This window comes from Paenibacillus lacisediminis (assembly GCF_046567315.2).
In genome coordinates, this window is the sequence record NZ_JBKIAX020000022.1 from 90953 (window position 1) to 104635 (window position 13683).

20 protein-coding genes are annotated in these 13683 nt (G+C 48.8%); 9 read left to right on the forward strand and 11 right to left on the reverse strand.

The window, feature by feature from the left end:
- Nucleotides 1-26 precede the first annotated feature (26 nt).
- Together ACLD72_RS28675 and ACLD72_RS28680 are read right to left on the reverse strand one after the other, a co-directional pair.
- The gene (locus tag ACLD72_RS28675; protein WP_411002415.1) at nucleotides 27-836 is read right to left on the reverse strand and encodes a hypothetical protein; all 810 of its coding nucleotides are present in this window, start codon (nucleotides 834-836) and stop codon (nucleotides 27-29) included.
- A gap of 210 nt (nucleotides 837-1046) precedes the next feature.
- On the reverse strand, nucleotides 1047-1307 hold the full coding sequence (locus ACLD72_RS28680; RefSeq protein ID WP_411002416.1) for a hypothetical protein: 261 nt from the start codon (nucleotides 1305-1307) through the stop codon (nucleotides 1047-1049).
- Nucleotides 1308-1879: 572 nt separating this feature from the next.
- Here ACLD72_RS28680 and ACLD72_RS28685 point away from each other — a divergent pair.
- The 7 genes from ACLD72_RS28685 (at nucleotide 1880) to ACLD72_RS28715 (ending at nucleotide 8239) form a co-directional block, all read left to right on the forward strand.
- A complete protein-coding gene (locus ACLD72_RS28685) occupies nucleotides 1880-2986 on the forward strand; it encodes a glycosyl hydrolase (RefSeq protein WP_411002417.1) in 1107 nt (368 codons plus the stop codon).
- 20 nt (nucleotides 2987-3006) lie between these two features.
- Nucleotides 3007-3882: a GGDEF domain-containing protein gene (locus ACLD72_RS28690; RefSeq protein ID WP_411002418.1), complete on the forward strand. Its 876-nt coding sequence runs from the start codon at nucleotides 3007-3009 to the stop codon at nucleotides 3880-3882.
- Entirely contained in the window at nucleotides 3879-4073 is a 195-nt protein-coding gene (locus ACLD72_RS28695; RefSeq protein ID WP_458476376.1) for a hypothetical protein, read from the forward strand. Before ACLD72_RS28690 ends, ACLD72_RS28695 begins: the two co-directional genes overlap by 4 nt.
- Nucleotides 4066-5367: a glycosyltransferase gene (locus ACLD72_RS28700; protein ID WP_411002419.1), complete on the forward strand. Its 1302-nt coding sequence runs from the start codon at nucleotides 4066-4068 to the stop codon at nucleotides 5365-5367. The genes ACLD72_RS28695 and ACLD72_RS28700 overlap by 8 nt, the downstream gene beginning before the upstream one ends.
- A gap of 613 nt (nucleotides 5368-5980) precedes the next feature.
- Complete coding sequence (locus ACLD72_RS28705; RefSeq protein WP_411002420.1) at nucleotides 5981-6838, forward strand: carbon-nitrogen hydrolase family protein; 858 nt, start codon at nucleotides 5981-5983, stop codon at nucleotides 6836-6838.
- A 35-nt stretch (nucleotides 6839-6873) separates the two neighbouring features.
- Nucleotides 6874-7551, forward strand: a complete 678-nt coding sequence (locus tag ACLD72_RS28710) for a GNAT family N-acetyltransferase (RefSeq protein WP_411002439.1) — start codon at nucleotides 6874-6876, stop codon at nucleotides 7549-7551.
- Between the two features lie 16 nt (nucleotides 7552-7567).
- Nucleotides 7568-8239, forward strand: coding sequence for a GNAT family N-acetyltransferase (locus tag ACLD72_RS28715; protein ID WP_411002421.1), 672 nt, complete (start codon nucleotides 7568-7570; stop codon nucleotides 8237-8239).
- 90 nt (nucleotides 8240-8329) lie between these two features.
- On the opposite strand, the gene ACLD72_RS28720 is transcribed toward ACLD72_RS28715, so the two are convergent.
- The 7 genes from ACLD72_RS28720 to ACLD72_RS28750 form a co-directional block, all read right to left on the reverse strand.
- Nucleotides 8330-8626: a spore coat protein gene (locus ACLD72_RS28720; RefSeq protein ID WP_411002422.1), complete on the reverse strand. Its 297-nt coding sequence runs from the start codon at nucleotides 8624-8626 to the stop codon at nucleotides 8330-8332.
- Nucleotides 8623-8844: a hypothetical protein gene (locus ACLD72_RS28725; RefSeq protein WP_411002423.1), complete on the reverse strand. Its 222-nt coding sequence runs from the start codon at nucleotides 8842-8844 to the stop codon at nucleotides 8623-8625. Before ACLD72_RS28725 ends, ACLD72_RS28720 begins: the two co-directional genes overlap by 4 nt.
- A 30-nt stretch (nucleotides 8845-8874) precedes the next feature.
- The gene (locus ACLD72_RS28730) at nucleotides 8875-10011 is read right to left on the reverse strand and encodes a zinc-dependent alcohol dehydrogenase (RefSeq protein ID WP_411002440.1); all 1137 of its coding nucleotides are present in this window, start codon (nucleotides 10009-10011) and stop codon (nucleotides 8875-8877) included.
- The gene (locus ACLD72_RS28735; protein ID WP_411002424.1) at nucleotides 10008-10394 is read right to left on the reverse strand and encodes a spore coat protein; all 387 of its coding nucleotides are present in this window, start codon (nucleotides 10392-10394) and stop codon (nucleotides 10008-10010) included. The genes ACLD72_RS28730 and ACLD72_RS28735 overlap by 4 nt, the downstream gene beginning before the upstream one ends.
- 13 nt (nucleotides 10395-10407) lie before the next feature.
- Nucleotides 10408-10653, reverse strand: a complete 246-nt coding sequence (locus ACLD72_RS28740; protein ID WP_411002425.1) for a spore gernimation protein GerQ — start codon at nucleotides 10651-10653, stop codon at nucleotides 10408-10410.
- Nucleotides 10654-10884: 231 nt separating this feature from the next.
- The gene (locus ACLD72_RS28745; protein WP_124332321.1) at nucleotides 10885-11121 is read right to left on the reverse strand and encodes a hypothetical protein; all 237 of its coding nucleotides are present in this window, start codon (nucleotides 11119-11121) and stop codon (nucleotides 10885-10887) included.
- A gap of 12 nt (nucleotides 11122-11133) precedes the next feature.
- Nucleotides 11134-11391 carry a hypothetical protein gene (locus tag ACLD72_RS28750; protein ID WP_411002426.1) on the reverse strand — a complete coding sequence of 86 codons (258 nt, stop codon included), beginning with the start codon at nucleotides 11389-11391 and terminating at the stop codon, nucleotides 11134-11136.
- A gap of 74 nt (nucleotides 11392-11465) precedes the next feature.
- On the opposite strand from ACLD72_RS28750, the gene ACLD72_RS28755 reads away from it, so the two are divergent.
- The gene (locus ACLD72_RS28755; RefSeq protein WP_411002427.1) at nucleotides 11466-11957 is read left to right on the forward strand and encodes an Hsp20/alpha crystallin family protein; all 492 of its coding nucleotides are present in this window, start codon (nucleotides 11466-11468) and stop codon (nucleotides 11955-11957) included.
- On the opposite strand, the gene ACLD72_RS28760 is transcribed toward ACLD72_RS28755, so the two are convergent.
- Nucleotides 11954-12184 (reverse strand): hypothetical protein, encoded by a 231-nt coding sequence (locus ACLD72_RS28760; RefSeq protein WP_411002428.1) that lies wholly within the window; start codon nucleotides 12182-12184, stop codon nucleotides 11954-11956. The genes ACLD72_RS28755 and ACLD72_RS28760 overlap by 4 nt on opposite strands.
- A 93-nt stretch (nucleotides 12185-12277) precedes the next feature.
- Between ACLD72_RS28760 and ACLD72_RS28765 the strand changes: the two genes are divergently transcribed.
- Entirely contained in the window at nucleotides 12278-12826 is a 549-nt protein-coding gene (locus ACLD72_RS28765) for a hypothetical protein (protein ID WP_411002429.1), read from the forward strand.
- A 115-nt stretch (nucleotides 12827-12941) separates the two neighbouring features.
- Here ACLD72_RS28765 and ACLD72_RS28770 read toward each other — a convergent pair whose 3' ends face one another.
- Nucleotides 12942-13082 carry a sporulation protein YjcZ gene (locus tag ACLD72_RS28770; RefSeq protein ID WP_411002430.1) on the reverse strand — a complete coding sequence of 47 codons (141 nt, stop codon included), beginning with the start codon at nucleotides 13080-13082 and terminating at the stop codon, nucleotides 12942-12944.
- Nucleotides 13083-13683: the final 601 nt, after the last annotated feature.

Below are 13683 nucleotides of genomic sequence, written 5' to 3' on the forward strand. Positions count from 1 at the left end.
AAAGTAATTACTCTTTGCGTATACACTTACAATTCAGAATCTACACTTTGTAAATTACCAGCATTAGGCGTTGTTGTATCCGACTCTTGATCTCCCTCACTATTAGGCATTTGTGTTGGTTTTGATATTTCTAAGCTCATTGTCATTTTCATCCCATTAACATTGATAGTAATCATCAAAACCCTTGAACCATCTGCTTTAACTACTACTTTAGAATCAGTAGTTGACTCAGTTTTAGCTGCCTGCTGCTCACTGCCTTTATCTAAAATCTGAAATACTCCTTGCCAAAATTGTTCTTGTTCCAAATCTTTAGAGTTTCCGCTTTTTAATATGTTTTTACAGGTATCCTCGTAGACTTCTCTATTATCCAATGACTTATTCCAACTACTTGCCTTTTTTTCATCGTAAGAAGTGAAAATCATATATCCATCAATAATCGTCAAAATACCATTTTCACAGCGAACTGCGTTGCCCGAAGCTTCTAGTGCTGCCCGAATCTTAGCGTCCTCATAACTTCCTGCAATTTGAGGATACTTTAAGTATTCTTGGGTAATCTCTTCAAGCTTCTCTTCACTAACTGATACGCTTACATCAAACTCACTTTCTTCTCTATCTATTCCCAGATATCTGTTTACAGCTTCCATCATATCATTCGTTTTATTGTACACACCGCTATTATCCAACCCGTTTAATTTCTCTTCAGGTATGTATGTATCAAGCTTCGGGGCATTTTTCATTACAGTATCTAAATTGTCTTTAAAATTAGACATTTCCCTCTTTTTATATTTTCCCCCAATTACATTACCTGCTGTATTACTAATACTATTGATATTCATAGTGCCTCCTCCTAAAGAAACAAAAATATTCACAAAGTAAAAAAGAGAATGGTGGAAATAATACTTTATAAAAATTTCGAATAATGATACAATTTTTCCTTATTTTCCCTCTTTTCTTTCACAATAGCACTTAATTGTACTTCTTGCAAGCACATAGTTAACAATTAGTTTTGAAGCAAAAAAACATGTCATATACGACTTGCAGCGCTGTTAAAGTAAAGTCGTCACATGATAGTACCTGAGCACAATCACGACTCGTAACTTGTAAGACAGTCGTTGAAGGATTTTCCTCATTTTCTCGCCGGTTTCGTTCATCAAGGTGTAACGGTCGGTCTCGGGAGCCTCCTCCTTGACTTCCAGCAAGGTGTGCCGTTCAAATAAACGGAACTTGCGCCACATTTTCCGCTTCCAATCCTGCACCTGCCGGAGAACGATGCCGTGCAGCCATGGTGTAAGGTCTATGCCCTGCAAGTCCGTTCCTCCTTCAGTGTGACCTCACCCGTATATTCGCTCCGAGTTTAAAAAAGGTTCAGTAAAAATTGAAAAAAATTGGGCTCAAAACCGAGATCGTGTCTTGGTATCCCTGCATGCTGCTTTGCACGATTATCCCTTTCGTTTAGGGGGGGCAGGGGGGAGGGGCTAGTGTACGGGATATTGCGGCTGCAGCAAGATCACGGTCTTTTCATTTTTTCGGTGTCTTGCCCCATCCCTTCCGTCGGGTCTGCTTCCCTTCTCCTAAATCTCCTTCTCTCAAACCTTCTAATGATCTCGAACATGTCTGCTTCTCACAAACATATCTCCTTCTCCTGAATTTATCTTCTTCTCTGCTTCCTGATCAAATGGGATAATCGTGCAAAGCTTCCTGACAACGGATGTTGATCCTGCCGACCACCCCACTGGCCTTCTCTGTCCTCAAGCTTTCAACGCCCTTCCGGCATTTCTTGCCACGATCGGTTGGCGGCTTGACTGTCAAGCGCTGATTAATCCCTTGTACAGTTTTTGTTCAGATATAAATGATACAATGCGCAGGGGGGATCAGCAGAATGGAGGTCAAAGGCTTGGAATGGCGAAGCAGGCGTAAAGTGTTGTGGGCGGTGGTTGCTTTACTTTTAGTTGCATCCTTGGGGATGGGGGGATGCCGTTCCCATGCAGATGGAGAAGAATCTACGAAACGATTTATTAAAAAGAGTCTGACCAACCCTAACGGCACACTTGCTACCTATCTGCAGGCGGCAGAACCGGTCAGTCCTGAATTGGCGGCGGGGCGGGAGGCGCTCTCCGAGTCGCTTGGGCTTTGGATGCAGGCGGCACTGAAAAGCCATGATCTTACCGCGTTTGAAAAAAGTTATGAAACGTTAACCCGTTATTTCATGACGGATCGAAATTATATTGCGTGGAAGTTAACCCCAGAAGGCGGTACGGAAGTCAGCACAAACGCGCTTGGTGACGATCTACGAATCATTGGGGCGCTGCTGGAGGGGGCCCGAACGTGGAAGGGTCACCCCGAGTGGGAGTCGACGGCCAAAACTTTAGCGGAAACCTTGTTAAGCCGGTCGCAAAAAAACGGGCTCCTGACGGATTTCTACGATTTCTCCAGGGAGGAAGCTCCCGATACTTTGTCTCTCGCCTATGTGGATCTGCCGGCGCTGAAAAAGCTTGTGCAAGCAGGGATGCTGGACGAGGCAACGTACGGCCGGTATTATGACCTGCTGCAGGACATGCCGGACGACGGCATATTTTATCCCAAGTCTGTTGACGTGGTAACTGGAGAGTATACGTATGAAACAACCGTCAATTTAATCGACCAGCTGCTGGTGGCGATTCATGCCGGGGAAACGGAAAGAAATCAAAAGCAACTGCTTCTATTCCTGAAGCAAAAATTCAAGCAAACGGGGAAGCTGTCCGGACAGTACGTGCGTGCCGACCGAACAGCCGCGGTAAATTATGAGTCCCCTGCGGTTTACGGCCTTGCCATTAGGTTTGTTGTCAAACGTGGGGACAGGCCTTTTGCGAAAGCCTTGTACAAGCATATGCTGACCCTCAAAGGGCGCGATGCAAAATATCCCGGCGGATACGTGTTTGCAGGGAATACACATATTTTTGATAACCTGCTTCCACTGTTGGGGGAATATGCCTTAGAAAACAAATGAGAAACATCAATGAGGTAAACATGAGGAATAAAAAATTAGTCCAGCGCATGGTCTGGGGGTACGTGCTGTTGATCGGGTTGGCGATCCTGCAGGAACTGCTGGTGTATATTCATGTCTTTAGAGAACAATCGTTAGCCATCGTCGATCTGGGTTTCAGTATCGGTTGTCTGGCCGCTCTGTTGCTGGGCTTTCTGGCTCCGGCCGGGGTCTCGGCCGTTTTTATTTTTGTTTATATGGTTGCGTATTTCGTCTGGTTTTCGGTTTATGCCGAAGCGGGAGTGCTGTCATTTTCCTGGTGGTGGCTGCTTCCGGGCAATGCGGCCGCAGCCGCGTTTATCAAGGCTGGGTTGATCCGCAATAAGCGGCTTATGGAGCGGCTTGAGGAGCTGCAGCGCAGAAATCCGGAAGTGGATCCGGATACTTCTCTCGGCAATAAGGAGGCTTTTGCGGAAACGCTGGTGAAGCAGTCCAACCTGGCTCATCGTTATTCGGACGTATACAACTTTTGCCTGGCCATGTTTAAAATCGATTTTCTGCCGATGGTGCAGGAATCCCTCGGTTCGCCAGGGTATGCCCGGCTGCTCGCTTCTTTGTCGAAAGAAATCCAGCAACAAATCCGTTACGAGGATTACAAGTTTGCGTTAGACCGGGGCAGGTTTATCGTTTTGCTCCCGATGACCAACCAGGCGTATTTAAAGGCGCTGACGGAACGGATGAAAAACACGCTGACGGAGATTCCATTTGAGAACCGGAAAGGCCGCAAGCTGAATCTGGTAATCCGGGCTGGGGCGCTGGTTTTTAATAAGGAGCAGTTCAGCAAGTATGAAAATGCGGACGCGGTCATTGCCGCGCTCGAACGCAATACCGAAACGGATTTGATCGGGGAATACATTTGAACCCATCGCGATTCGTTCTGGATGATTGGCAGCAGGAGGAGAAGGAGATGTCTTATACCGCATGGTTCATCCCGTTATGCAAGGCGGTCAGCCTGATTTTCACCCTTGCGGTTCTGGGGTTGTTTATCGCGACACTGGTCTTTCGGTCCCGCGTAACCCGAAAGTATGACCGGAGGAAAGTCAGTGGCTGATCTATTATTGGTGTTTTCCATTCTAAGCATTTGGGCTGCCGTCTTTGAGGCGATTCTGATTATGTGCGGGGCGGTCCGGTTTATTTTCAGGCAGAGCCGTCAGGAATGGACTGTTCCCGATCCGCAAGAGATGAAGCACTTTCCTAAGGTCACCGTGTTGGTGCCCGCCCATAATGAAGAGTTGGTGATCGCCGCCACAGCGGAAAATATTTTGCGGTTGAATTATCCGCAGGACAAAGTCCAGCTTATCGTCATTGCCGATAACTGCAGCGACGATACCGCGGGGAAACTGCAGGCACTCAAGCATAAGGACGCGTTTCGGGACCGGGATTTTATGATCTTCGAACGGACGGGAACGGGTGGCAAATCGGGAGCGCTTAATGATGCGCTGCAGTTTGTCAAAAACGAGTGGATCTGTATTTTTGATGCCGACGCAGCGCCTGAGCGGAACGCTTTATACTTTTTGGTTGAAAAAGCGCTGGAAGACCCCGAGACCTATGGAGCAGTTTTCGGGCGGAATAAGGCGAGAAACCGCGGGCAGAATTTTTTGACCAAATGCATTAATCTCGAGCTGGTGACGGCCCAGCGGATTTATCATACCGGATTGTGGGAGCTGTTCAAGCTGGGGACGATCCCGGGGACGAATTTCATCATCAAAACGGATCTGATCCGCGAAATCGGCGGCTGGGATACAGAGGCGATAACGGAGGATACAGCTATTTCGTTCGAGATTATGGCGAGGGGACAGCTCATTGCGCTGGCGCCCCAGGCGGAAGCCTATCAGCAGGAACCAGAGCAGCTCAGCGTGTATTTGAAGCAGCGGACACGGTGGGCGAAGGGGAATTTTTCCGTGGTGATGGAGAACATCCATCATTTGTTTCACCGGTCAAGCTGGCGCATTAAGCTGCATGTGCTCTATTTTGCGGCGAGTTATTTCTGGTTTTTGCTTGCCTTGATCGTCGCGGATATCATCTTCATCGTTAACCTGGCTTACGGGGCGATCGCTTTATTCAACCCGGAGGTGGTTTCGCCGTTTCAATTTGCGGGGGATGTGTATGTACACCTGATGATTGCGTCAGGGTTGATGTACTACCTTTTTGTGCTGCAGATCAACCTGGCGCTGTCCACCGATATTGGACAAAGCACGAAGGAAAATTTTATTTTATCCTGCGTATCCTATTTCACTTATTCTCAGCTGTTTCTGGTGATTTCCCTGCGCGCTTGCTACTCCATGATTGTCGACAAACTGACGGGCCGAAAAACCAAGTGGTACAAAACACAGCGGTTCGGGTAAGCGGGACGGCTTTAACACCCATGAGACCGGACAGAACGATTCGACGTACGTGGGGCGGGCTAACGGACCCCAGCGCCGTTATTTTGGTGAAAACAACCGTTTTCAAAATGTAACGGACACCACAGACCTTATTCGGCATCTACATGCACATATCCGGCCTTTTTCGAGCAAATAGAGGCTCCCCTGTCCGTTAGAAATGAAAACGGCGTATTTACAGGCAAATAAAGGCGTCCAGGTCCGTTAGCCTTGCCTTCCTTACGGCAAGAGGAGGATGAGCAGGAACGCAGTGACCGGGAGGGCGATCCCAACCAACACGGCAACATACGGATAAGGAGTCTTTAAGTAATCTTTAAATTCCCGCGCTTCGGATTTCTTGATATATTGGAAATTCACCTGTTCAGCAAATCCGTGAATCAGCTTTGTTGCTTCACTCTCTTCATAGTTACTATATTATACTTCCATATTTCTCCTTGAGGTCCTGTTCTCTTCTAAAATCACTTAAATTAATTTCCGCTTGCCGATAAGCCAGGAAACATTTATATTTTAAGAAATATTGCCGCAAGGGAATAACTAAAATGTATTCTTTATGCATGAAATTGAAAGGAGCAGCCGCATGAAACTGAGAGTATCTGCCGTTCAGTATCATCTTCATACGATAAAATCATTCGAAGATTTCGCCCATCAGGTCGAGCATTATATCAAAACCGCCGAGGAGTTCGGCGCGGATTTTGTGCTGTTCCCGGAATTTTTCACGACCCAACTGATGTCCATTGGAAACAGCGAAGGAAAAGCGTTAACGATTCAGGAGCTGCCTGACTTTACGAAACAATACCGGGCTTTATTTTCCGGATTGGCCAAGCAGACTCAGATGCATATTATCGGCGGGACGCATGTAACCCGGGAGGGAGAACGGCTGTATAACGTGGCCCACCTGTTTTATCCGGACGGAAAAATAGCGGAGCAGCCGAAGCTTCACATTACGCCAACCGAAGTGAACGAATGGAAAATGACCCCCGGCGACGGCCTCCAGGTATTCGAAACAGAAAAGGGAACCATCGCCATGTTAACCTGCTATGACATCGAATTTCCGGAGATCGTCCGGATGGCCAAGGCCAAAGGGGCGGACGTCATTTTCTGCCCTTCGTGCACCGATGACCGTCACGGATTCCATCGGGTCCGTTACACCAGCCACGCCAGAGCGGTCGAAAACCAGGTTTACGTCGTTACGACCGGAACGGTCGGCTCGCTGCCGACGGTGGACTTTATGCGGGCCAATTTCGGGCAGGCGGCGGTGATTACGCCCAACGATATTCCGTTCCCGCCGCGCGGTATCCTCGTGGAAGGCGAGATCAACGACGATATGATTGTCACCGCGGATCTGGATTTGGAATTGTTGTACCAGGTCCGGGAAAAAGGCTCCGTCACCACTTGGCGCGACCGGCGGACAGATCTCTACACCGACTGGAAATAAGCGGAGGACCACTTCCGCGTATGGAGGCGCAAGCAATGTATCGGAAAGAGCTGTATGTGTTTGACGGGAACCGGCCGGTTCCGGCGGTCATCCGAACTTATGAGGAGCGGGATTTTCCGGGCTTGATCCGCATTCAGCAGGAAAGCTTTCCCCCGCCGTTTCCAGCGGAATTATGGTGGAACACCAAGCAGCTAAGCAAGCATGTTGAGCTGTTTCCGGAAGGGGCTCTATGCGTCGAAGTGGACGGGGAAATCGCCGGGTCGATGACCGGTTTGCTGGTCGACTTTGACCCGCGCGCACCGCAGCATTCCTGGGCGGAGGTTACCGACAACGGCTATATCCGCAACCATAATCCCAAGGGGAATACGCTGTATGTCGTCGATATCAGCGTACGCCCGTCCTACCGCAAGCTGGGACTGGGCAAATGGCTGATGTTGTCCATGTATGACCTTGTCGTGCACAAGGGCTTGGAACGCTTGTTGGGCGGCGGAAGAATGCCCGGTTATCACAAGCAGGCTGATAAAATGACGGCGGAGCAGTATCTGGAGACGGTGCTTAAAGGCGAATTAAAGGACCCTGTCATTACCTTCCTCCTGCGCTGCGGCCGGACTCCCGTCACCGTGGTGGCGGATTATTTGGAGGATGAGGAATCGCGCAATTATGCCGCGCTGATGGAATGGAAAAATCCCTTTTACCCTGTAACATCCGATTAGGAGGAGGCCTAAACTCATGGAATATACGCGAATCACGAACATTCAGGACCCTTTATTTAAGCAAATGCATCAGCTGATGCAAAACATATTTCCGCCGGAAGAAGTGCTGGAATTCGATCTTTGGAAAGAGCCGCTGGAAGACCCGGGCATCCGCGTGTTTGTCGCGGTGCATGAAGGTCAAGTGGTCGGCGCCACGGAGTACCGGTATTATGAAGATTTCAACGTCGCAATGACGGATTTTACGATTATCGGACAAGCGGGGTTGGGGATCGGACGGTTTTTGGCGGATAAAAGATTAAAGGATCTGCATGCCTTGGCCGAAGTAAACGGGAAAAAGCTGCACGGCATGTTTGCGGAAATTTACGATCCGTATCGGGTGGAGGACCATGAATTCGGTGGCGTAAAACCGATGGACCCTTATGTGCGCCGCGAGGTTTTGTCGCATCTTGGATATAAGCGTCTTGATTTCCCTTATGTCCATCCGTCCTGGAACAACGACGGGGAAGCGGTCACCGGGCTTGATCTTTGCTTCCTGCCGATGGGCGAGAACGAGGAGACGCTGCAAACCGATCTGATCGTGAAGTTTTTGCAGCGTTACTATACCGTCCTCCCAAACAAGCCGCAGTCCTGGTACGATATGATTGAAAGCCTGAAAGTCAAAGAAACTGTGAAGCTGCTGCCGATTTAAAGGAATACAAAAGCATTTCACTCAGGTAGTCCCTCATCTGTTCATCAACAGGAGGGACTTTTCCTTGTTTTCGGGCACACTTGCAAAAGGTCAGGACGGGATGTTCAGAGCGGTTTGAATGTTTTGCAGGTTCCGCCCGATTTGCTCGTCCATCGCGTATGGTTTGTAGAATCCCCGTCTCATCATGTAGTCGATGATCATCTCATGTGTATTAACGGCTTCCTCCAACTGTTTGGTCAAAATAGCTTTGACCTCCGGAGTGGCGCATTCCGTCACGGCCATGGCATAGTTTCTGACCCCGCTTTTGGCGTTCAGGAGAAAATCCATGGCGATGATTTCATCGGTCAACGCGTCCATACCCATCATCCGTTCCAGGATAGGGATCATTGGTTTATCTCCTTTCCTAATCCTGATTTAGAGAGAATTTCACCGAGCTCTTGAAGCTGCCGTGTGGATACCTGAACATCCTGCTGCAAAATTTGCTTCAGTTCCGGATCAGAAACGAGAATTTGCATCGTTTTGGCTTTGGTCATGCAGAGCATTTTGAACGCGGCCAGTTCATGAACCTCCAAGGTTTCGTGCAGGCCGTATGTTGTCGGACTCATTGTGTGTTTCCTCCCGCAATCGTACTTAACTTAAGGCTTCAGGATGACTTTGATACAGTTGTCTGTTTTTGTATCGAACACTTCATATCCGTGTTTTGCTTCGCTGAGTGGAATGACGTGCGTGACGATATCGCCGGGATCGACTTTGCCCGTAGTGATCAGCTCGTACATATACGGCATGTAATGAATGACCGGGGCTTGTCCCGAGCGAAGATTGATGTTGCGTTGCATAATGTCGCCCAGCGGAAAGCCATTATATCGTCCGCCGTACACCCCGGTGATCTGAATCGTTCCGCCTTTGCGGACCGCCTGGGTGGCCATAACCAAAGCGCTCATCGTTCCGCCTTGCAGCTTCATCCCGCTGGCCAAAAACTCCAGATCGCTCATTTTCCCATCCATGCCGACCGCATCGATCACGACGTCCGCGCCGCCCTTGGTCAGTTCTTTGAGATAGCTTCCGGTGTTTTCTTGCTGCTCGAAATTGACGATTTCCACGTTGTTCGTGCGCTTGGCGTGTTGCAAACGGTAATCTACGTAGTCGACGGCAATGACTCGCCGGGCCCCTTTCAGCCAGGCGAATTTCTGCGCCAGCAGTCCAATCGGACCGCAGCCAAACACGATCACGACATCTCCGTCTTTGACGCCAGTATTATCTACACTCCAGAACGCCGTTGTCATTGCATCGGCGATCAAACATAGCTTTTCATCCGGTTCTTCGCAGCTTTCCGGGATTTTGAAATGGGTAAAATTCGCGAAAGGAACGCGCAAATATTCGGCTTGTCCGCCGGGGTAGCCGCCCGTATTTCCGGAGTAGCCGAAATAAGCCCCCATGTCCCCGTGCTCATTGGCATTATCGCATTGGCTTTCCAGGTGGTTTTTGCAATAGAAGCACTCTCCGCAGGCGATCGTGAAGGGGATGATCACCCGGTCGCCTTTCTTCAGCTTCGTCACCGCCGGGCCAACTTCTTCCACAATCCCCATAGGTTCATGTCCAATGACGTAGTTCTCCTGAAGATTGGGGATCATCCCGTGAATCAGGTGGAGATCGGAGCCGCAGATGGCGGAACTGGTCATTTTGATGATCATATCGTCGGGCTTTTCGATTTTGGGGTCAGGCACCTCTTTGACGGCAACGTTTTTGATTCCTTGATAGGTGACGGCTTTCATGCTTGATGTCCTCCCAAGTGTTCGTCCGGCGTCCGATCGAACATGCCCTTGCGCCGGGTATCCGCAGGAAATAAATTCATTTGCCCGATCATGACCGTGTTTTTGGCCGAAAGCTGGTCCAGCTGATATTGTTCTTGCAGCTCGTAAGGGTAGAACCATTTTTTTCGCATCATCAGTTCGGAGATTTCCTGGTGCAGCGCGATTCCTTGCCGGAGCTGATTGCGGAGCAGCGCCCGGGCTTCCGGAGACGCCGTTTCCGTCAGTGCGATCGCTGCATTTCTTACCCCTTCTTTCGCCCGTATCAGAAAGTCCATGGCCAAGGTCATGTCCGCCATTTCCGGCATATTTAACGCGTTAATCGGATCTAAATAATCATTGTTCATCGCTTGTTCCCCTTTAATGTAAGATCGGCTCGGGACGGCTTTCGGGGACAGGCGCCCGGAAAGGAGCTCTCGCATAGACGGCCTGCAGATCTTGAATCGCCTGAATCGATTGAACAACGTCTTTTTGCATCAAGTCTTTGAGCTCCTGGTCAAACACGAGGCCTTGCATCAGTTTGGATTTGGCCAGACAGAGCGTCTTGAAATTAAGCATCTCGTGAAGGTCCATGGATTCATGGGGCGCCAGCGTTTGCATATTCATCGGGACAGCATGCCTCCAAATTTTTTAGAGATAGCATGCCCTTGGGTCTGAGAGTTATGCTTTGGGCTATCCGCTATTTAAACGAGGGGAAGGCGCTTAAATGAAGGAGGGGGGGGGATGGACTTGGCGGAAAGAGCGATACGCCTTGGTATGGCATTGGAGGGGCAGCGAGATGTAATTTTGAAGGTTCCCGCTGCCGCGCGCCGTAAGAATGGTACGGAGTGTTCTGTTCTACACAACGCTTGACTTCGACGTATTGGAATCGAGCAGATCGGCGTCCATAATGTTCGTAAAGGTCAGATAAAACGGGGATAAGTCGCCCATAGACTCCACGCCTTGGCTTCGCTTCGTTGATACGAGCACATCCTCCATCAGAGTGGATCCAAGGCTAAGGGACGATGCTCTATCTAGCGTGTTCACCTTAAAAGCGAATACATTCACAAACATCGGGCTAAAATTTCTATTCATGCCATTACCTCCTTAGCTGCAGCAATTTAATTCCTTACCCTTATTGAAGAAGGCCGGGGCATCGATCAGATCCCGATCGTCGATAGCCGATCGCAAGCCGAAGAAACCGCTGTCGTCACCGTAATTATTGCCGAAGCCATGTGTATGTTTGGACGAATTGTTCCAATCGATCAAATAATTCTCGCCTATATTCACGGCAGACGTGTTTTCAATGGAGTTAATTTTAAGGATGTAGATATTGTTGGTAATGATGGAAGGCCTCCCGTACATTCCCGATCCCTCCTTTTCGACATGTATATGAGGATATTTTCTGAATATGTATTTTAGTAAAGGGGGGAGCATCAATGGACATGGATAGGCTCAAAAAATGGTTCGAAATCGCGCAGCAGTTTCATGGCAAGGAATTTTGGGATGATGTCTTTCGCGAACAAATAAAGCCCTTTAAAACTTCCTCCGAAGCCTATGCTTCAAATTTAAACGAAAACTTTTCCGGTATAGAGCAGCAGCCCGATTCTCCCCAAACGGAATACCCTCCGATCGATGTTCTTAAAAGCGAGCATGAGCTGCTGATTGTCGTTGATGTGCCCGGATATGACAAAGATCAAATCGAGGTGTTTATCGAGGGCAGGCAATTGCGGATACAGGGGGAACCAAGCGCGGAATATACCAGTTACTCCTTCATCAAATCGGAAAGGCATAACGGCGCTTTTCAGCGAGTCATCGGCTTGCCCGGCCGCGTCGACACGAAGGAGGTTACTTCCTTCATGGATAAGGGACTGCTGCTCATCCGGTTTCCGATTAAACCTGTACAAGGGAGGAAGGTCATCATTGATTAGTTTTCGTCTGACATGCGGGTCGGACTATCGAACAGATCCCGGTCATCGATATTCATGACGGAATGGAAGGCCACCGATCGGTCCGCTTGTTGGCGAATCAACTGACTGATCTTCATGGCGTTTAGGAAAGTCTGCTTTTGATTGACGCCGCCTATGGAGAGCTGGGAAATATAATCGATGGAATTGACTTTGATTAAGCCCAAATTGATCTGCCGTGCTTTCTTCATGGCAATCCCTCTTTCATCGCTAGATTTACTAAAAAAGTATGCAACTGAATCTGGCTACATACATAACCGGATAAGAAAAAGGTGATCGCACAAATGGCAGGGCAATTTTGGAGAAAGTGGTTTGGCGCAAATGATCATGTACATAATCAAGTAAATGATCAAGTAAATGATCAAGTAAATGATCAAGTAAATGATCGAGTAAACGAAGTGGATGATCGGCTGAGGAAACTCGAATTAGAACTGGAAATATTAAAAATCCGTGATACCCAAGTTAAAATCCATGATATCCACAACAGCATCATGATCGAGCTCCAAAAGCTTCGTCACACCATGGATAAACTGGCGGAGGCGGAGGAGCAGAAGCAAAAACAGCCCCCCATCCACATCGAAAAGCTGGACATCGAGAAGGTGTTGATCGACCGGGTGGTGACCAACAACAATATCGGGGCCGTGGGCATCAAAGAGCTGGCCGGAAGACTGAATATCGGCGCCAATTATGGACAAGGGGCGGAAACGGGGGCAATGCCGAATAAAGAAAAGGTCGCCGCCCTTATGCAGAGTTATGGGGAGAAACCCCAGACGAACGGGCCAACTAATGAGCCGCCCGCCGTCAACATAAAGGGCCGGTCAAGGAGGGCCTGAAAGTCATTAGGGATCAATAAAAAATGAACTGACACCGGTAGGATACAGGGGTCAGTTCATTTGAGGCAAGTTCAAGTTCTAACCAGCAGATAAAGGAAGGGGGGGGACCCGTTACTTAAATCCAGGCAACACTAATAATTACTAAGAGAATAAACAGTACCAGAATGACTCCTGTACTAGTCCAAAGTCCACCGCCAAATCCCGCGCAACTAAATCCACCGCCGAATCCAAGTCCTGCGCCTACACCCAATCCCATCTTTCTTCACTCCATTCTTTAATTTTTAAAATAAGATTCTCCATTATGAAAGCAAACTAAATTTCTGGTTAAGCTATTTTTTCCCTTCACTTCAATCTAGTCTAGTGTATGGTCTTCCTGAACTTACGGTTTGGACTAGTGCCTTATTTTAAAAAAGGAATTTTTCAGGCTACTTCGTTGATCAAGAGCATAGGAGATCCCTTGTAAAACGTGCCGTAGGCATGATCTCTAAATCGGGCAAGCTACTCGGCCGATTTGCTGCGATTCCGCTCAAACATGGAATTATGGAAGCGCCAACGATGAAGAGGGCGTCACGATCCGCCGAGCGAGGTCAGCGCATCTACCTTCTGCACCGTGGCCGCCCTCGAGCAGTGTCACAAATCGACGCCAGGTGAGGGGGCTATCTAAAGGGTTGGTGTCTTGGCGTCTTGGCGTCTTGACGTCTTGGTGTCTTGGTGTCTTGGTATCCCTGCCTGCAGCCTTTGCACGATTATCCCTTTCGTTCAGAGAGCAGGGGGTGAGGGCTAGAGCAGGGTTCGCAAAAAAGAGAGAAGAAAATGAGATGAGGAAAAAATGAGACGGTTCAGTTGAGATTTTTGGC